Origin of the sequence: Capnocytophaga canimorsus (assembly GCF_002302565.1) — a bacterium.
Lineage (GTDB): Bacteria > Bacteroidota > Bacteroidia > Flavobacteriales > Flavobacteriaceae > Capnocytophaga > Capnocytophaga canimorsus.
In genome coordinates this window covers 619,896-637,984 of sequence record NZ_CP022382.1, presented here as the reverse complement: position 1 = coordinate 637,984, position 18,089 = coordinate 619,896, and the positions used below count along the sequence as shown (strand labels likewise).

Genomic DNA, 18,089 nt, shown 5'->3' with positions numbered 1-18,089 from the left:
ATGAAAAGGTAAAAGGACGGAAATTGTATAATTTCCGTCCTTTTTTATCTTAAAATGGAAATAATGAGCTCATTGAGTAGGTCTGATGGCGAAGCGTTTACAGCTCCCACCCCTTTACTTTTGGCATCAATAGTGCGTAATGAGGCGATGATTTGACTGACTTTTTTCATCGGATAGTTTCGAGCTGCCGTGTGATATTCTTTTACGAAAAACGGATTTATTTTTAACGTTGAAGCCACATTTCTATCCGATTGATCGCTTAGTCCGTGATATAGCATTAGCTGATGAAAAAAAGCATAAATAATTCCTAAGGTAACCACCAAAGGATTGTCTTTGGGGTTGTTAGCAAAATATTTGGCAATACGTACGGCTTTTACTTCGTCTTTTTCTCCGAGGGCTTTTCGCAGTTCAAAATTATTAAAATCTTTGCTAATACCAATGTTTCGCTCGATGATTTCAGGAGTAATCTCTGAGTTTTCAGTAACGATAATGCTTAATTTGTCTATTTCTTTTTGAATTCTACTCAAATCATTACCTAAAAATTCAATCAACATTTGCGTAGCTTTGGGCTGAATGCTGAGTTTTTTCTTTGCTAAAACCGAAGGAATCCATTCGGCGACTTGGTTTTCGTATAGTTTTTTACTTTCGTAGAGAACCCCATTATTTTTCGGGAGTGCTTTGTAAAGTTTTTTACGTTTGTCCAATGTTTCGTATTTATAGCAAATCACCAAAATGGTAGTGGGCATTGTGTTTTCTACATAAGCGGTCAAATCTTCAATAGATTTACCAAGTTTTTGAGCTTCTTTAATGATAATCACCTGATAAGGTGCCATCATTGGATAACGTTTGGCGTGATTGATGATGTCGGTAACCGAAACGTCTTGTCCGTAAAGAACCATTTGATTAAATCCTTTTTCGTCTTCCGAAAGAATTGTATCGGCGATATAATCCGAGATAATATCAATAAAATAAGGTTCTTCACCCATCAGAAAATATACCGGTGCAATATTTCCCTTTTTTATATCGGCAATGATTTTTTTTACTTCATTCATTTTTTAGAAGGTTATTTTTTGTTTTTATAAAGCTATAAAATTGGCAAATCGCAATATTATCTACATATTTGCAGTATGCAAAAATTGAATTTTTATCCTTACCAATTTCGCTTCAAAAATAGTGAAAATAAAACGCTAATCTTCGATGAAATCCGTAAAAAATTTGTCGTTTTACAACCCGAAGAGTGGGTTAGGCAACACGTAGTTCAGTTTTTAATTCAAGAAAAAGGTTTTCCTAAATCATTGATAAATGTTGAAAAAGAATTGGTGATAAACGGATTAAAGAAGCGATATGATATAGTTGTTTACAAAAATACAGGTGAAATATTGCTTGTGGTCGAGTGTAAAGCTCCTGATATTTTAATAAATCAAAAAGTATTTGATCAAGTTTTTAGATATAACTTATCACTTCAAGCTTCCGTTTTGATGGTTACTAACGGATTGCAACATTATTATGCTATGATTGATTATAATTCTAATGAATTGTTATTTATGGAGTCCTTACCTGATTACAAATCGTTTAATTTTTGATAAAGTGAAAATAAAGTTTATTGAAAAACGTTATGTTTTAATAAACTTAAAAGTTCGTAGAATAAAAATTTTATAAAATGTAATGTGTTTTAGTTTACATTGATTATAGCTGTAAGGTTTTTTAATATCCTACGTAGTAGTTTTATACAAAAAATAGTAAATAGAATAAAATCAGATGAAAATAGCAATAGTTATATTAAATTGGAATGGTGTATCTCTTTTGAAGCAATTTCTACCTAAGGTGATTCAATATTCGCAGGATGCGCAAGTGTACGTGGTGGATAATGCTTCAACTGATGGTTCTGTAGTATTTTTGAAAAAATATTTTCCTCAAATAAAAATTATTGAAAATAGTGAGAATGGAGGATATGCTAAAGGATATAATCAAGCTTTAAGTCAGATAGAAGCAGATGTGTATTGTTTGTTGAACTCCGATGTAGAGGTTACTGAAAATTGGTTAAATCCGATTGTTGAATGTTTTTCAAAAAATAATGAAATAGCAATTGTTCAGCCTAAAATATTAGACCATAAAAATAAAAGTAGATTTGAGTATGCTGGAGCAGCAGGAGGTTTTTTAGATAAGTATGGTTTTCCGTTTTGCAGAGGTCGTATTTTTGATACTATTGAAATGGATTTAGGTCAGTATGATAACAATATTGACTTATTTTGGGCAAGTGGAGCTTGTTTTTTTATTCGTTCTGAAGTTTTTAGAAAAATACAAGGTTTCGATGAAGACTTTTTTGCGCATCAGGAAGAAATTGACCTATGTTGGCGTGTACATCATCTTAAAAAACGTATAATATATTGCTCCGATGCTGTGGTTTATCACGTGGGGGGAGCTACCTTATCTGTGGGTAATCCTAAAAAGGTATATTTGAATTTTCGTAACGGATTGTTTATGCTTATCAAAAACTTGCCTAAAAGAAATTGCTTTGGAAGAATATTTATTCGTATGATTTTTGATGGTATTGCAGGAGTACGATTTTTACTTCAAGGAAAATTAGCTTTCACTTGGGCAATTGTAAAAGCACATTTTAGTTTTTATCAAAAAGCTAGATATTTTTATAAAAAACGAAAAACAATTTCTTATGAAAATTATTATGCACTCAATTCAATTGTATGGCAATATTTTTTCCGAAGTCGTAAATTGTTTTCAAGTTTAAAGTTTATAAATAAAAAATAGTTTCCTTAATTTAAGGAAACTATTCTTCAAAAATAACTTCAAAAACGGAACTCCAGTTTTTTCCAGTAATGAAAAAAGTTTTTCGTGTGGGATGATAAGCAATTCCGTTAAGTACATCTAAGGAAGGGATTTGTTTTACTTTTTCTTTTAATCCGCGTACATCAACAATGGCTTCAATGGCTCCATTATCAGGATTTATAACCATAATACCATCTTTTTGATAAGTGTTGGCGTAAATTTTACCAGATACCCATTCTAATTCATTAGCATTTTGGTATATGGATTGATTGCTGGTTAATTGTATAAAGGATTCTTCCTTGAGCGAATCTGCGTTTAACGTCCATATTTTCTCCGAACCATCACTCTTATATAATTTGTTTCCGTCATTGCACAATCCCCAACCTTCTTGACTTTTTCCGTAGTTGAAAGATTTAATTAAATTGAGGTTTGAATCATAGATAAATCCTGTTTTTGATAGCCAAGTAAGAAGGAAAATCTTGTTATTTAATGAGGTTATTCCTTCGCCAAAATACTTCTCATTGAGCCGAATTTCATTATAAATTTTTCCATTGAAAACATTCCATTTTCTTAAGACAGATTTTCCGTATTGTCCGGTGCTTTCAATTAAAGTATCACCTTTAAATTCTAAACCTTGTGTGTAAGCCGTAATGTCGTGCGGATATTCCTTAATAATTTTGTATTTTAATATTTTAGGAGGATTTTTAGAAAATATGGTGACTTCTTTCTCAAGTGTGTGGGTCGTTTCATCTTCAAGGGTTACAATAGCTTGAAGAATTTGTTTACCAAGTTTTACTTCAGATAGAATGACTCCATTTTCAGTTTTAGGTAATTCTTTTTGATTTATGTAATAAGCTACAGATTTTATAGGAGAAGTAAAATGATTATGCTTTACTGAAAGTTGTATGCTATCATTGAGTTTTAAGTTTTTGTTATTTGCAATAATTTGGATATCAAAGTTTTTGCTTGGTTTAACTCCGTTACAAGAGGTACATAATAGCATTGCAAAAATAAAATATACGACTAATTTCATAGATAATGTTTTTTACTTATAGAGATATTCAGATATATAATTTTAAAATGAATAAAGAAAAAACACCCGAATTCCATTTTACGGCATTCGGGCGTTTCAATAAATAATAAAGATATGATTTGAATTTTATTTGTTTATAGCGGGGTCTTTCATACCTTCTTCAATCATTGTATAAAACTGGTCTAACTTAGGAAGTACCACAATTCGTGTTCTTCTATTTTGAGCCTTACCAGCTGCTGTTGAGTTTGACGTTACAGGCACATATTCGCTTCTACCTGCTGCAGTCATTCTTGAAGGGCTTACCCCAAAGTCTTTTTGTAAAATACGCACAATAGCGGTAGCTCTAAGTACGCTCAAATCCCAATTGTCTTTTACTGAAGAGCCACTTTTCACAGGAACGTCATCTGTGTGACCTTCTACCATAAATTCGAAATCGGGTTTGTTTTTAACCACGGTTGCTACTTTACCCAAAACTACTTTTGCTTTTTCAGTAACGGCATAACTTCCGCTGTTGAACAATAATTTGTCAGAAATATTAACGTAAACTACGCCTTTTTCTACTTTTACTTCAATGTCTTGGTCTTCCAAATTGCCTAAAACTCCTTTAAGACTTTGAACTAAAGCTAAGTTTACAGAATCTCTTCGAGTAACTGCGTCTCTTAAATTTCTGATTGTTAAATCTTTTTCACGCAAACTTTCCAAAGATTTTTCCAAGTTCTCCGCACCTTTTTGGGTCAAGGTGGTCAAATTCCCCATATTGTTGATTAGCTGTTGGTTATTTTCTTTGAGCAAATCGTTTTGATTTTGCAATCCAGTAACTTTAGCGCGTAATCCAGCGGCATCTTCTAAACAGGTGTTCAGCCTAACTGTAGCACTATTAAGCAAATCTTGGGTTTCCTTGTGTTTTGCTTCCAATTCAGCATATTGCTTTTTAGAAACACACGATGTGGCTAATAAGCCCAATGTAAAAATAAAAACAAACGTTTTTTTCATAGTTATCCTATTTGATGTTATACTTGATTTATGTTTTGATACACACGTTTTTAAAGCAAAATCTGTGCCAATAATCTATTTTGCGATGTTTACTGAACGGGTTTCACGAATTACGGTTACTTTTACTTGTCCAGGATAGGTCATATCTGTTTGAATTTTTTGAGATAAGTTAAAAGAAAGCTCCGAAGCTTTTTCATCACTTACTTTTTCACTCTCTACAATTACGCGTAACTCTCGCCCTGCTTGAATAGCGTATGCTTTTTTCACACCATTAAATGTGAATGCAGCATCTTCTAAGTCTTTTAGTCGCTGAATATAAGAATCTAATACTTGTCGACGGGCACCAGGACGCGCACCACTGATGGCATCGCAAACCTGTACTATAGGTGAAAGCAAAGAAGTCATTTCAATTTCGTCGTGGTGAGCGCCAATAGCGTTGCAAACTTCTGGTTTCTCGCCATATTTTTCTGCCCATTCCATACCTAAAATGGCGTGAGGAACTTCGGTTTCTACCTGTGGCACTTTCCCTATATCGTGTAAAAGCCCAGCACGTTTGGCTAATTTCACATTTAATCCGAGCTCAGCTGCCATAAGTCCGCACAATTTAGCTACTTCGCGTGAGTGTTGCAGTAAATTTTGTCCATACGAAGAGCGGTATTTCATACGTCCAACACATTTTACCAATTCAGGATGAAGTCCGTGTATTCCAAGGTCAATGATTGTTCGTTTTCCAATTTCAACAATTTCATCTTCTATTTGTTTGGTTGTTTTTTCTACCACTTCTTCAATTCGAGCAGGATGAATGCGTCCGTCAGTTACTAATTTGTGTAGTGAAAGACGAGCAATTTCTCTTCGGACAGCATCAAAGCAAGATAAAATGATGGCTTCAGGAGTGTCATCAACAATGATTTCTACGCCAGTTGCTGCCTCTAAAGCACGGATGTTTCGCCCTTCCCGTCCGATGATACGCCCTTTAATATCATCTGATTCTAAATTGAAAACCGAAACGCAGTTATCAATTGCCTCTTCTGTTCCTATACGTTGTATAGTGTTGATTACTATTTTTTTAGCTTCTTGCCGTGCAGTGAGTTTAGCCTCCTCAATTGTGTTTTGAATATAGGCCATTGCATCGGCTTGTGCTTCATTTTTTAATGAATCAATTAGTTGAATTTTAGCTTCTTGTGCAGAAAGCCCAGAAATAATTTCCAACTGTTTGATTTGGTTTTTATGAAGACGCTCAATTTCCTCTTGTTTTTTATCTAAATTAGAGAGTTTTTGTTCAGCATCTTTATTTTTATTTTCTAAGTCCTCTTTGAGTTTTTTATTCTGAGCCAACTCGTTAGAAACTTGTGATTCTTTATCGCGGATACGTTTTTCCGCTTCTGCCATTTTTTTGTCTTTACTACTGATTACCTTTTCGTGTTCAGCTTTAAGTTCCAAAAACTTTTCTTTGGCTTGTAGAATTTTATCTTTTTTGATGTTTTCAGCTTCACTTTTAGCTTCTCTTAGAAGATTTTTGGCTTCATTTTGTGCATTGCTAATGATTTTTGACGCGTTTTTCTTCTCTAAGAATTTGGCAATTGCCACCCCGATGGCAATTCCTAAAATACAGGCAATTATAATTCCTAATATCAGTGTTGTATCCATTTTTGTTTTTTAAGTTGTTAATATAATAAAAAAAACCTGCATTGAGGAGCTTTTTGTATAAACTCCAAAAAGACAAGTTTAAGGCTACTAAGCTGGTCAAGTATCCGCTTTATAACGGCTCGCTTTTGCAACTTCACTCACCCAATTTTTATTTTACTGTTGAGTTTATCAAAAATACATTCAATGCAGGCAGTAATTTTTGCTTATGTTTAAAGAACATTTTTTTGTGCTATTTCATCAATAAGCGTGTGAATTTCTTCAAGTTTTTCCTTTGTTTCCACCACTTGAGAATCTTCATTTAGTTTTGATTGTTCAATTCTAGTGGCTAAAGAAATAGCACACATCGCTAAAGCATCCGTTTTATCTTTGAGTTCGTAGTTCATTTCAAACTGGTGAATCATATCATTGATGCTCTTTGCTGCCTTTCTAAAACCTTCTTCTTGATGGGGTAAAATCCGCATCGGATATACTCTATCTCCAATAGAAAGTTTGATTTTTAATGTGTTATCCATTTTAAATCATTATTCTGAAAGCTGAACAATACAAGCGTCAATCTCACGGATTAAAGCATTTATTTTTAATTTAGCCTCTGTTTTATTCTCATTACTGCCCAAAATACTATTGGCTACCTTAAGGGTATCATATCGCTCTCTCCATAGAATCAACTGCTTTTCAAGCTCTGATTTCTTTTGCTCAAGTGACTCAATGGAACTCCTCAAATTTTGGTTTTCCTCTCTAAGACTTTCAAACTGCTTTCCTAAAGAAACTACTTTTTGCTTGAGAGATTCCACCAACTGGTATGCATGTCCCATCTTTTAGCCAATGTTTAGGTATTCTGTAGGTACAAAGGTAATTCAGAAACACTAAAAAAACAATTTTTTGAGGTATTTATTTCTGAAAATACTTTTAAATGATTGGCAAGTAATGATTTGTGATTAGAAATGGTTTTTTACTTGAATTCTTTAAGGAATGTTAAGATACTTATGGGTTTGTAAAGATACTTTCCACTTAGGATTATTCATCACGAAATCAACAATCTCAGGGATAACTTTTTCGCGTCGGCTCCATTCGGGCTGTAAGTACAAAATACAATTTGATGCTACTTTTGCTGCCATTTCTTGAGCAAAAACAAAATCGTGTTTGTTATAAATGATGATTTTTAGTTCGTTTGCCTTTTGGAGGATTTCCACTGTGGGAGGTTTTAATTTTTTAGGTGAAAGACAAATCCAATCCCAATCTCCAGAAAGTGGATAAGCCCCAGAGGTTTCGATATGTGTGCTTAAACCAACTGCTTTTAATTTTTGTGTTAACGGATTCATATTCCAAGTCAGTGGTTCTCCTCCCGTAACTACAATGGTTTTAGAATGGTTATTTGCTTGTTTTACAATATCTTCGATATGTGTTGGAGGGTGTTTTTCAGCATCCCAACTTTCCTTTACATCGCACCAGTGGCAACCCACATCGCATCCACCGACTCTGATGAAATATGCTGCCGTCCCTTTATGGAAGCCTTCACCTTGAATGGTGTAGAAAGCTTCCATTAAGGGGAGCATTTCGCCCTTATCTACCGCAATTTGAATTTCTTTTTTTAACATTCGGGTTCATTTGGGCGGCAAATTTACAACAATAATCTTAAATTAGTTATTGTTTTTTATGACTAAAATCCAAGATTCTTTAATTTCAGGGTCTCGGCTCAAGGTGTCTCGATTTTTCAATGCTTCATCGAAAGATAAACTATGGTGGGTATAAACGTAATGATAATTAGTTTTATCATCGAATAAATAATTGGTTTCGTAACCTTTTTTATTGAGTGTTTCGATAAGTTTTAGTACACTTTTTGAATTGAAATATACACCAATTACATTATAAAAACCTTTGTCAGAGTTATTTATTTCGATATTTTTAATATCATCTTCACCAATTCCTGCTTTTGCCATTTCAGCAGAGACATCAAAGGCGTCAATTTCTTTAGTTTCAGCCGAATTACCAAACCTATTATAGGTTCCATTTTCATTCTTTTCGGTTTCAATGCAAATTGCATTGAAGAACAAGAAAGGTTTGTCGGCGCCTGTGATGAGTTTCAAATTCAGCTCTTGTTCATCGGTTAGAATTTGTTGATATTTAGAGAATTCAATGTCATATATATCAAAACCTAAGGTGTTTTTACTATTAGGATTTCTGCTTTTTACGTGTTGATTGTTTTTGGTAATAGAACTGTTGAAAAAATCATCTCGACTTCGTCCTTGTTCCAAGATAAAGAAAGAAATGTTGTTTTTAGGGAAATTACCTACTAATTTATCACCAACTACATTTAAGTCTCCCTCAATACTTGCTCCTAAAATACGCCCTTTTGCATTTTGTTTTGGGTTAATTTGGTAGTTTAAAACCGTATTTACAGAAGTAAATCCGTCGTGAGTGGTAATTTTCTTTGCAGAGGCTCCTTCTTCTTCGTAGATAAATACCATAGCCCATCCGCCACAACTTCCTCCTTTAATCTCTCCGTTGGCGGCGAGTATGTTAGCTACAAAATATTCTCCTTCAAAATTATGAGTGTCCTGAATTAAATGAGTGATATCGGCATAAGCTACATAAGGTTCACTTCCTTTGAAATCTAGGTTACTGAATGCATAAAACCCGTCAAAAACCATTTTGCCTTCAACGTGTAGATATTGGTCTTTGCTAGGAATTTTAAGCAGTACCGTATTAGGAATATTTCTGGTTTTATCTGTAATTTTGAATTCGTTTTCTTTCTTTTTTTCACTAAAAGTATGCGGATAAGTAGCACTCCAGTAGAGTCCCGCCCGAAGTAAATTGCGTTTTTTTCCGCTGTTTAAAGCCAAAGTAGCACTGCTTGAAGAGAAAGTATGGTCATTGGTATCAACATCAACATATTTCATTACAAAACGGTCGTTAAACCGAGCTTTTTCGGAAACTTCGTTGAAAGGTATATTGGGTTTTTCTTTGTTTTCTTCCCGATTGACGATTTGATTACCAATGATAGCGATATCCCCATTGATTTCAAAGTCATCTCTGACTTTAAAGGGTTGATTTCCGTTTTGAGAAAAGCTTACTTGAAATAACGGCAACAACAATGCAAGGAATAAGTAACTTTGTTTCATAGCTTCTATTTTTCATTTCGCCGCCGAAATTAAGAATAATTTAATATTTAAACAAGAAAATTTTAAGATAAAAAACAAAACGTCTATATGCCTTTAGAAATGAACGTTAGATAAACATTTTTATAATAATCTGATTTTTAATGATTATTTTATGCGAATCCAATTTTTGATTTTCTTTTGCTCATTAAGTATGTTTCGTTCTCTTTCGGCTTCTTGCTCGGATTGAGATTGTTGCGTGTAGATGTAATATAGGTTGTTTTGCTCATCGAGCCAGTATTTTGCTATAATTTTTTCTTTAGCTAAGTCATTTACAAAATTGATAGCATAATGCTTATTTTTAAAAACTCCTACGATGTTGTAAAAAAGTTGATTTGTATTTTGAAGTAGAGATTGTTCTATCGTAATATTATTGTTTGTTAGTTCATTTTCAGTGGCTTTAGTTTCCGTCAGTTCAACACAAACTGCATTGAAGAATTGAAAAGCTTTGTCGGCTACTGAAATGACTTTAAAGGTAATGAAACCAACGTCTTTTGCTATGATTTCTTTTGAAAGGTCAATATCATAAAGGTCGAATCCTAAAGTGTTTAGACTATTCGGAGTTCTTTCTTCAATATGTTGATTATTTTTAGTTATTGTACTATTAAAAAAATCATTTTCTTTTCGAATATCTGTTTTTAAAGGGAAAGAAATATTATTTTGAGGCAAATGTGCTATCATTTTATCGTTGGCAATGTTGCGGTCACCCTCTAAAGCAGCACCAAGCACACGAATGTCTTCATTTTCTTTACCCGAAAAATCATAACTGATACTTGTACTTCCATACACAAAACCATCTTGAGTAATGATTTTTTTGACAGAATGTGCCTCATTTTCGAAAACGACAACTAAAACCCATCCGCCACAAGTACCGCCGTAAACCTCGCCATTGGCAGCCAATACATTGGCTACAAAATAGGTTCCGCTGAGCTGTTTTTGCGATTTTATAATTTGAGTAACATCACTATAAGCCAAATATCCTCCTTTTTCTTTTAAAAGCTCATTTTTAGAATTGTAAGTGTCTGCAAGGATACTTCCTTGAATGGGAATGTATTCGTCTTTGGAAGGAATTTTTAACAGAATATTCTCAGGAGAGAGACGCTCTTTATCCAAAATTTTGAATTTGTTTCCCGATTTGTGTTCGCCTAAAGTGTAAGGATAGATTGCCGACCAATACAATCCAGCATAGGCAATCTGGCTATTTTTAGGTAGTATTAAGTTAGCACTACTTGAAGAAAATGTATCTTCATTTTCATCAATATCAACGTAATACATTTTTAGCTGGTCATTTATCTTGGCTTGTTCTGAAACATCATTATAGGGAGAAAATACAGTTGCTTTTTTGGATTTTTGGCTGAGTATCTGATTTCCGATAATGGTTATATCTCCTTGAATTTCAAATTCATTACGGATTTTAAACGCTTTATGGTCTTGCGAAAATACCGAAAATGATAATGTAAAGAAAAATAACGTGAGCCTTTGGTATGGTTCCATAACTAAAAATCTTAATTTTAACGCAAAATTAAGATAAAAAATCAGACAAACTATTTTTCATCTACAAAATTAAATAGTACACCTTGTGCAATGTTTATCCACGATTGCCAAAGATTTTACTACCAACTCGAATCATATTACTACCACAAGCAAGAGCGATTGGGTAATCGTCACTCATTCCCATAGATAAAAATTCGATACTCAAAAGCGGATGTTCTTTTGTTTTTAACTTGTCATAACAATGTTTAAGTAGTTGAAATTCTTTTTTAATTTGGGTTTCATCTGAGGTAAAACTTGCCATTCCCATAAGTCCTTTGATTTTTATGTTTTTTAAATTACTAAAGGAAGGATTGGTTATCAAGTCGAAAATTTCTTGTGGGTTAAAACCAAATTTGGTTTCTTCTTGAGCAATATGCACTTGCAAAAGACAATCAATAACTCGATTGTTTTTAAGGGCTTGTTTGTTAATTTCTTCTAAAAGGCGAAGGCTATCTACCCCGTGAATAAGGCTTACGTATGGTGCCATATATTTTACCTTATTGCGTTGTACGTGACCAATCATATGCCACTGAATGTCTTTGGGTAGTGCCTCTTGTTTTTGAGTCATTTCCTGAATTTTACTTTCCCCAAATACACGCTGTCCTGCCTGATAAGCAACTTGCAAATCAGCAATGGGTTTGAATTTGGAAACAGCGACCAAAATCACATCATTAGGTAGGGTATTTTTGAGTTGTTTCAGGTTTTCGGTAATGCTCATTGGATTATAATTTTTCAACAATTTGTTTAGCAATACGCAGAGCTTCAGTACCTTGTTGTAGTGTAACTATTGGGGTGGTATTATTATTGATGGCGTCGGCAAAGGTTTCTAATTCGTCTAAAATGGCATTGTTTGTACTAATTTGCGGATTTTCAAAGTAGATTTGCTTTTGCTTTCCTTCGGCATTTTGCAAAATCATATCGAAATCGCCGGGAACTTTTGGGGCATCTTTCATTTTTACCACTTCTACCTTTTTTTCCAAGAAATCTACTGAAATGTAAGCATCTTTTTGGAAAAAGCGTGATTTACGCATATTTTTAAGGGATATACGACTTGCGGTAAGATTAGCAACACAACCATTTTCGAACTCAATACGTGCATTGGCAATATCAGGCGATTGACTGATGACCATTGTTCCGCTAGCAGAAATGTGTTTTACTTTTGATTTTACAACGCTTAAAATCACATCAATATCGTGTATCATTAAGTCCAAAACCACAGGAACATCCGTTCCGCGAGGATTGAATTCTGCCAAACGATGGGCTTCAATAAACATCGGGTCGGTGATGGTTTCGCGTACGGCTATAAAAGCAGGATTAAAACGCTCTACGTGCCCTACTTGACCTTTGACACCGTGTTTTTCAGCTAATGCAATGATACTTTCAGCCTCCTGAACAGTGTTAGCAATAGGTTTTTCAATAAACAGATGTTTTCCGCTGGTAATTATTTGTTTGGCACACTCAAAATGATTTACGGTAGGGGTAACTACATCAACCACATCACAAGCGGCTATTAAAGCGTCAATGGTTTCAAAACGATGATAGCCAAAGGTTTGAGATACTTGTTTTGCATTTTCTTGGTCAGGGTCATAAAAACCTACCAACTCGTATTTTTCGGACTGATTTAACAAACGTAAATGTATCTTACCCAAATGTCCGGCACCTAAAACACCTGCTTTCAATTTCATTTTTTATGATTTTTGTCGAGCAAAGATATGAAAATGTACCGAAAAACCGATACATTTTTAGCTAATGAATGTCCAGATATTTTTATGCGTATGTAATTGATGTAAGGTGTAGGCAACAGTTCTGTTTTCAGGGGTTTTAAGCTCAGGGTCTGATTTTAATAATTGAATAGCTTCTGCTCGGGCTGCCCTTAAGAGGGTTTGGTCTTTAACCAAGTCGGCAATTTTTAGGGCAAGAACGCCACTTTGTTGCGTACCCATTAAATCACCTGGTCCGCGGAGTTTTAAATCTACTTCAGCAATTTGAAAGCCATCATTGGTTTGAGTCATTGTTTGCATACGGGTGAGTGAATCGCTCCCTAATTTATTTCCAGTGAGTAAGATACAATAACTTTGTTGGTTGCCTCTTCCTACTCGTCCGCGTAATTGATGAAGTTGTGAAAGCCCAAAGCGTTCTGCACTTTCGATAACCATAACTGAAGCATTAGGTACATTGACTCCTACTTCAATTACGGTGGTGGCTACCATAATTTGCGTAATGCCTTGCTTGAATTTTTCCATTTCGGCATCTTTCTCTGCAGGTTTCATTCGTCCGTGTACCATAGAAATCTGGTATTTGGGTCTTGGAAAGCTATTTTCAATGTACTCAAAGCCTTCGGTAAGGTTCTTAAAGTCTAACGATTCGGATTCTTCTATAAGCGGATATACCACGTAAGCTTGTCTGCCTTGATCAATCTCCTTTTTTATAAATTCATAGACTTTAGCACGATGATTTTCGTAACGATGTACGGTTTGTATAGGTTTTCTTCCAGGGGGAAGCTCATCAATGATAGAAATATCCAAATCACCATAAACACTCATAGCTAAGGTACGCGGTATGGGCGTTGCGGTCATTACTAAAATATGTGGTGGTCTGTGATTTTTCTTCCACAATTTAGAGCGTTGTTCTACCCCAAAACGATGTTGTTCGTCAATAATGGCAAAACCTAAGTTTTTGAACTTTACTTTATCTTCCAACAAAGCGTGAGTGCCTACCAAAATCTGTAATGAACCTTCTTGTAATTGCTCATCAATAATTTTGCGTTGGCTGTTTTTGGTGGAGCCTGTTAAAAGCGCAATGGTCACTGACGAACCCTCTAATAACTCAGAAATACTTTGAAAATGCTGTGAGGCAAGGATTTCGGTGGGCGCCATCAAACAAGCCTGAAAGCCGTTATCAATGGCAAGTAGCATTGCCATTAGTGCTACAATGGTTTTTCCTGAACCTACATCGCCTTGAAGCAGTCGGTTCATTTGAGCGTTAGACCCCACATCATTACGGATTTCTTTCAGTACGCGTTTCTGTGCTTGAGTAAGGTCAAAGGGCAATCGGTTGTTATAAAAATCGGAAAAAACCTCGCCTACCTTATCAAAAGTAAAGCCTTTAAAACGTTGTTTTTGTAAAATGTTTTTTCTGACCAATTGTAATTGGATGTAAAAGAGCTCTTCAAATTTCAAACGCATTTGAGCCTTACCTAAAAGTTCTTGACTTTTTGGGAAATGAATATTTACCAAAGCCTCTGATTTTGAAATCAGATTTAAACTTGAAAGTATGGAGTGGGGGAGTGTTTCATAAAATGCTTTACCTACATCTTGAAATAAGTTTTGCATCAGTTGCCGAATTACTCTATTGGTAACGCCTCTTTTAGATAATTTTTCGGTGGAAGGATATACGGGTTGAATAGTATTACCCATCGTTTGGTTAAAATCAGCTACCAAATCCATTTCAGGATGTGGCATAGAAAAAGCCCCATTAAACCAATTTATTTTTCCGTAAATCACGTAAGGTTCGTTGATTTTTAAAGTGTCGCGCAGCCATTTGATGCCCTTAAACCAAACCAATTCCATTGTACTTATATCATCAGTAAAAGTGGCAACCAATCGGTTATTGTTGCCCGAACTTACTGTTTTAAGATGTATGATTTTACCAACGATTTGTACCTCGGCAGAGTTGTTTTGCAGTTCGCTGATTTTATAAAATCGAGTACGATCAATATATCGATTGGGGAAGAGGTTAAGTAAATCTTGAAATTGGTGTATGCCTAGTTCGTTTTTGAGTAGTTCAGCACGTTGAGTACCAACACCACGCAGATATACAATAGGAGTATGTAAAACCTCAGGATTCACCTTTTAATCACTTATAAAAAAGTTTTAAGTTCTTCTTTTAGATAACCAATAGCGCTTGATGAAGGAGTTGCCTTGTCAATAAATTCTTTAAAAATACTTTCGGTCATTGCGTGAGCATCAGCCAAAGCCTCATCTTGCGCTGCCTTTCGTATGATTTGGATAGTAGCTAATTTGGCTGTTTTAATCACATTCCATAATCCTTCGCTCATATAGATTTGTTGCGACATATTATGCTCAAATTCCTCCTCAATACTTTTGATAAGTAGCAATTCATATTCTTTTTTGGTTAATGATGCCGCAGGAAGCCTTAATAATAGTTTTTGCGGATTGATGCGTTCCAAAAACAAAACCATACGTTCATAAGCTTGTAAGCGAAGTGGTAAAGAAAGTTTTTGATTTTCCTTTTGAAGTAAAAATCGGCGACGATTATCTTCATTTTTAGTATGCGTGTAGAAAAAATAATAAGCAACCACCCCAACAATAATTGCAGGAGCACAATAGGCAAAAAAAGCAATGACTTGATTTTCCATAAATTTTTATATTTCTTATTGATTTTCGGTGCTGGTTTAAAAGGTAAAGTATATCCAAAATAAGCTATTTTTATCAAGTTAAACCGATTCTAAGTTCCACTTAAAAACGTTTGAATACTTGTAATCCCTTTTTCAATACCACCTGATTTTTATATATTCCGTGAACAAAAATACAATATTTCATTTAAAAAACAACAAAGAAAGTTGGGAAGGATAAAGTGAAAAGGATAAAGTGAAAAGGATAAAGTGAAAAGGATAAAGTGAAAAGGATAAAGTGAAAAGGATAAAGTGAAAAGTTACAAGTTATAGATGACAAACAAGGATAGAGTTTAAATTGGGGAGATTCTTTTTTGTTTTTTAACACAATGTTAGTAGTTTGATTTTGGGTAAAAGGCTACCTTTACCATCGAAAACTTTAAAAAATATAATAAATATGAAAAAGATGAAATTATTGGTAGCGGCATTGCTATTGGTGGGCTGCTCCAAAGATAATGCTAACTCCGAAGGGGAGAACCATCAATCGTTTGTGTATCCTAAAAAAGTGGTACAAACTTATACGCAAAAAGATTATGAAGCAGGGAAAGAAGTGGTCAACAATTATAGAAAAGAAGAGGAAAACCAGATAGAAAACGATAAAATTTTAGCAACTACACAAACGATTTTCAAAAACGGAAAGAAACACGAAGCAACAAAAATCATATTCTTTTATGAAAATGATTTACTTAAAAACCTTGTAATAACTGACCTTGAAAGTGGTAAACAAACTTTCAAAGGGACGTTTAGCTATCAAGACGGCAAATTGATTGAGAAAACCGAAGAACGCTCAAATAAAGGTGAGACGAATATAATTACTTATACCTATACTTATGAAGGGGATAAACTGGTTAAAAAGGAAGAAAAAATAACAGAAACACGCAAAAGAGTAACGGATTTTACGTATCTGTCTGATAATGAAATAAAAGAAGTGGAAGGTATAGTGGCAACTGATGGAGGACCAGTACCACCTAGTGATGAGAAAACATATACTTTAGATGCTCAGAAAAGGGTAATTAAGTCAGTAGTAAATAATAATAGTGTTTATGAATACCAGTATGATGATAAAAAGAATATTTTACACGTTGCTTGGTCATTAAAAATCTTCCCCGATTATTTTATTGATGTAGAACGTATGAAAAATAATCTTGTGCATACGAAATTGATTGTTGATAACAAAGAAATGGAAACTACTCAATACAACTATCAGTACCATAGCAATGGATATCCAGTTCGAGTGGTGAAAGACCTTAAAAGACATAACGAATCCTCTCCTGAAACATCAATAACAGAATATACCTATTAGTAATATAAGTAATATAAGTAACGCAAAGGCTGTCCGAATAACGACAGCCTTTTTAGTTTATTATCCTTATTCTTTTAATCTACTAACTTTCTAATTGCTTTAATTTTAATTATTTCTCATCTGATATAAGGTTTTGACCCAGATGTACTTTTTAATTTCCTACCTTGTGTATTGTGTTTTCTATGTGGTGTAAGTTTTACACTAGATGTATTTTTTAATTTCTTATCTTGTGTATTGTGTTTTCTATGTGGTGTAAGTTTTACACCAGATGTACTTTTTAATTTCCTACCTTGTGTATTGTGTTTTCTATGTGGTGTAAGTTTTACACTAGATGTACTTTTTAATTTCCTATATTGTGTATTGTATTTTCTATGTAGTGTAAGTTTTACACCAGATGTAATTTTTAATTTTTAAGATGATTTATTGTATTTTCTTTAAAAAAACAAATAATAGGGTTAGAAAATAAAAAGGAGCTACCTCAGAGGCTGAAAAAAGCAATTCGATTTTAAAATCTTTAACTTTAAATGGTATGATTGTCAGCTTTGAGGTAGCTCTATAATTACATTAACGTTTGTCTTCAATACCGAACTCTCGCCAAAGTTTCTTGGGTACACCTAATTTTACATACTTTTTAACAAAAGCGTGTTTTTCTTCAAGAGATTTGATAATCGTATCGAGTTGAGCGGTCTTTTCTTTGAGTTTAGCTTTCAGTTTTTCTTGCTCTGCGTTCAAATCCATTGCTTGTTTGTTTAGTGCGTCCATTTCTGTAACAATTTCAGCGGTAACCCCTATTGGAAGATTTTCTGCTCTGCCTTGTAATCCTTTTACCAGCATTTGATTTCGGGTAATGTTTTCTGCGAAAGAATTTCGTGCCATAATGTTGTGATTTTTTAGTTAATACATATTTTCAAAAAGAAATTATTATTTTGTAATTCCCTTTGAGGTAAAGGTACATAAAAAACAATATGTTTTTTAATAAAAGTGAAAATTTATTAAAAAATTAAGTTTTTTAGCATTTCATTGGAATTGAAGTGTACTCAAAATAGATGTTATTTTTTGGGTTTTTATTTTGAAAGATTTGATGTTTTTGAACCTTATCCTTTCACTTTGTACCCTATTTCTCATAATTGGTGTCTTGTAATTTGTATCTTGTAACTTGTGCCTTGTATCTTGTAACTTTTATTTTTTAGTCTTTCTCTTTTCTCTTCGAGGGATAAAAAAAACACA

General features: G+C 34.0%; 17 protein-coding genes. 3 read left to right on the top strand and 14 right to left on the bottom strand.

Annotated features, from left to right (window positions below):
- Nucleotides 1-44: 44 nt before the first annotated feature.
- Complete coding sequence (holA, locus tag CGC47_RS02775; protein WP_041999685.1) at nucleotides 45-1,052, bottom strand: DNA polymerase III subunit delta; 1,008 nt, start codon at nucleotides 1,050-1,052, stop codon at nucleotides 45-47.
- 75 nt (nucleotides 1,053-1,127) lie between these two features.
- Between holA and CGC47_RS02770 the strand changes: the two genes are divergently transcribed.
- Nucleotides 1,128-1,583, top strand: coding sequence for a type I restriction enzyme HsdR N-terminal domain-containing protein (locus tag CGC47_RS02770; protein WP_013997553.1), 456 nt, complete (start codon nucleotides 1,128-1,130; stop codon nucleotides 1,581-1,583).
- Between the two features lie 175 nt (nucleotides 1,584-1,758).
- On the top strand, nucleotides 1,759-2,766 hold the full coding sequence (locus CGC47_RS02765) for a glycosyltransferase family 2 protein (RefSeq protein WP_095899955.1): 1,008 nt from the start codon (nucleotides 1,759-1,761) through the stop codon (nucleotides 2,764-2,766).
- Nucleotides 2,767-2,785: 19 nt separating this feature from the next.
- Here CGC47_RS02765 and CGC47_RS02760 read toward each other — a convergent pair whose 3' ends face one another.
- The 12 genes from CGC47_RS02760 to CGC47_RS02705 form a co-directional block, all read right to left on the bottom strand.
- Entirely contained in the window at nucleotides 2,786-3,817 is a 1,032-nt protein-coding gene (locus CGC47_RS02760; protein WP_041999682.1) for a glutaminyl-peptide cyclotransferase, read from the bottom strand.
- A 126-nt stretch (nucleotides 3,818-3,943) separates the two neighbouring features.
- The gene (locus tag CGC47_RS02755; protein WP_013997550.1) at nucleotides 3,944-4,810 is read right to left on the bottom strand and encodes an OmpA/MotB family protein; all 867 of its coding nucleotides are present in this window, start codon (nucleotides 4,808-4,810) and stop codon (nucleotides 3,944-3,946) included.
- 75 nt (nucleotides 4,811-4,885) lie between these two features.
- Nucleotides 4,886-6,457 carry a ribonuclease Y gene (gene rny, locus CGC47_RS02750; RefSeq protein ID WP_013997549.1) on the bottom strand — a complete coding sequence of 524 codons (1,572 nt, stop codon included), beginning with the start codon at nucleotides 6,455-6,457 and terminating at the stop codon, nucleotides 4,886-4,888.
- A 209-nt stretch (nucleotides 6,458-6,666) separates the two neighbouring features.
- On the bottom strand, nucleotides 6,667-6,969 hold the full coding sequence (locus CGC47_RS02745; RefSeq protein ID WP_013997548.1) for a cell division protein ZapA: 303 nt from the start codon (nucleotides 6,967-6,969) through the stop codon (nucleotides 6,667-6,669).
- Between the two features lie 9 nt (nucleotides 6,970-6,978).
- Nucleotides 6,979-7,269 (bottom strand): hypothetical protein, encoded by a 291-nt coding sequence (locus CGC47_RS02740; protein WP_041999679.1) that lies wholly within the window; start codon nucleotides 7,267-7,269, stop codon nucleotides 6,979-6,981.
- Nucleotides 7,270-7,419: 150 nt separating this feature from the next.
- Nucleotides 7,420-8,052: a 7-carboxy-7-deazaguanine synthase QueE gene (locus CGC47_RS02735; RefSeq protein WP_041999676.1), complete on the bottom strand. Its 633-nt coding sequence runs from the start codon at nucleotides 8,050-8,052 to the stop codon at nucleotides 7,420-7,422.
- A 42-nt stretch (nucleotides 8,053-8,094) separates the two neighbouring features.
- Nucleotides 8,095-9,576 (bottom strand): hypothetical protein, encoded by a 1,482-nt coding sequence (locus CGC47_RS02730; protein ID WP_052456105.1) that lies wholly within the window; start codon nucleotides 9,574-9,576, stop codon nucleotides 8,095-8,097.
- Between the two features lie 144 nt (nucleotides 9,577-9,720).
- Nucleotides 9,721-11,106 carry a hypothetical protein gene (locus CGC47_RS02725; protein ID WP_095899954.1) on the bottom strand — a complete coding sequence of 462 codons (1,386 nt, stop codon included), beginning with the start codon at nucleotides 11,104-11,106 and terminating at the stop codon, nucleotides 9,721-9,723.
- Between the two features lie 94 nt (nucleotides 11,107-11,200).
- Nucleotides 11,201-11,863 carry a YggS family pyridoxal phosphate-dependent enzyme gene (locus CGC47_RS02720; protein WP_095899953.1) on the bottom strand — a complete coding sequence of 221 codons (663 nt, stop codon included), beginning with the start codon at nucleotides 11,861-11,863 and terminating at the stop codon, nucleotides 11,201-11,203.
- Nucleotides 11,864-11,867: 4 nt separating this feature from the next.
- Entirely contained in the window at nucleotides 11,868-12,830 is a 963-nt protein-coding gene (locus CGC47_RS02715; protein WP_013997542.1) for a Gfo/Idh/MocA family protein, read from the bottom strand.
- 57 nt (nucleotides 12,831-12,887) lie between these two features.
- Nucleotides 12,888-14,993 carry an ATP-dependent DNA helicase RecG gene (recG, locus tag CGC47_RS02710; protein ID WP_041999667.1) on the bottom strand — a complete coding sequence of 702 codons (2,106 nt, stop codon included), beginning with the start codon at nucleotides 14,991-14,993 and terminating at the stop codon, nucleotides 12,888-12,890.
- Nucleotides 14,994-15,004: 11 nt separating this feature from the next.
- Nucleotides 15,005-15,523, bottom strand: a complete 519-nt coding sequence (locus CGC47_RS02705) for a DUF7935 family protein (protein ID WP_013997540.1) — start codon at nucleotides 15,521-15,523, stop codon at nucleotides 15,005-15,007.
- A 433-nt stretch (nucleotides 15,524-15,956) separates the two neighbouring features.
- Here CGC47_RS02705 and CGC47_RS02700 point away from each other — a divergent pair, with 433 nt between their 5' ends.
- Nucleotides 15,957-16,862 (top strand): hypothetical protein, encoded by a 906-nt coding sequence (locus CGC47_RS02700; protein WP_095899952.1) that lies wholly within the window; start codon nucleotides 15,957-15,959, stop codon nucleotides 16,860-16,862.
- A gap of 564 nt (nucleotides 16,863-17,426) precedes the next feature.
- Here CGC47_RS02700 and CGC47_RS02695 read toward each other — a convergent pair.
- Nucleotides 17,427-17,738 (bottom strand): hypothetical protein, encoded by a 312-nt coding sequence (locus CGC47_RS02695; RefSeq protein ID WP_041999661.1) that lies wholly within the window; start codon nucleotides 17,736-17,738, stop codon nucleotides 17,427-17,429.
- Nucleotides 17,739-18,089: the final 351 nt, after the last annotated feature.

Coding starts and splice junctions, on each gene's coding strand:
- holA (WP_041999685.1), bottom strand. CDS start 1,052: ATGAATGAAGTAAAAAAAATCATTGCCGATATAAAAAAGGGAAATATT.
- CGC47_RS02770 (WP_013997553.1), top strand. CDS start 1,128: ATGCAAAAATTGAATTTTTATCCTTACCAATTTCGCTTCAAAAATAGT.
- CGC47_RS02765 (WP_095899955.1), top strand. CDS start 1,759: ATGAAAATAGCAATAGTTATATTAAATTGGAATGGTGTATCTCTTTTG.
- CGC47_RS02760 (WP_041999682.1), bottom strand. CDS start 3,817: ATGAAATTAGTCGTATATTTTATTTTTGCAATGCTATTATGTACCTCT.
- CGC47_RS02755 (WP_013997550.1), bottom strand. CDS start 4,810: ATGAAAAAAACGTTTGTTTTTATTTTTACATTGGGCTTATTAGCCACA.
- rny (WP_013997549.1), bottom strand. CDS start 6,457: ATGGATACAACACTGATATTAGGAATTATAATTGCCTGTATTTTAGGA.
- CGC47_RS02745 (WP_013997548.1), bottom strand. CDS start 6,969: ATGGATAACACATTAAAAATCAAACTTTCTATTGGAGATAGAGTATAT.
- CGC47_RS02740 (WP_041999679.1), bottom strand. CDS start 7,269: ATGGGACATGCATACCAGTTGGTGGAATCTCTCAAGCAAAAAGTAGTT.
- CGC47_RS02735 (WP_041999676.1), bottom strand. CDS start 8,052: ATGTTAAAAAAAGAAATTCAAATTGCGGTAGATAAGGGCGAAATGCTC.
- CGC47_RS02730 (WP_052456105.1), bottom strand. CDS start 9,576: ATGAAACAAAGTTACTTATTCCTTGCATTGTTGTTGCCGTTATTTCAA.
- CGC47_RS02725 (WP_095899954.1), bottom strand. CDS start 11,106: ATGGAACCATACCAAAGGCTCACGTTATTTTTCTTTACATTATCATTT.
- CGC47_RS02720 (WP_095899953.1), bottom strand. CDS start 11,863: ATGAGCATTACCGAAAACCTGAAACAACTCAAAAATACCCTACCTAAT.
- CGC47_RS02715 (WP_013997542.1), bottom strand. CDS start 12,830: ATGAAATTGAAAGCAGGTGTTTTAGGTGCCGGACATTTGGGTAAGATA.
- CGC47_RS02705 (WP_013997540.1), bottom strand. CDS start 15,523: ATGGAAAATCAAGTCATTGCTTTTTTTGCCTATTGTGCTCCTGCAATT.
- CGC47_RS02700 (WP_095899952.1), top strand. CDS start 15,957: ATGAAAAAGATGAAATTATTGGTAGCGGCATTGCTATTGGTGGGCTGC.
- CGC47_RS02695 (WP_041999661.1), bottom strand. CDS start 17,738: ATGGCACGAAATTCTTTCGCAGAAAACATTACCCGAAATCAAATGCTG.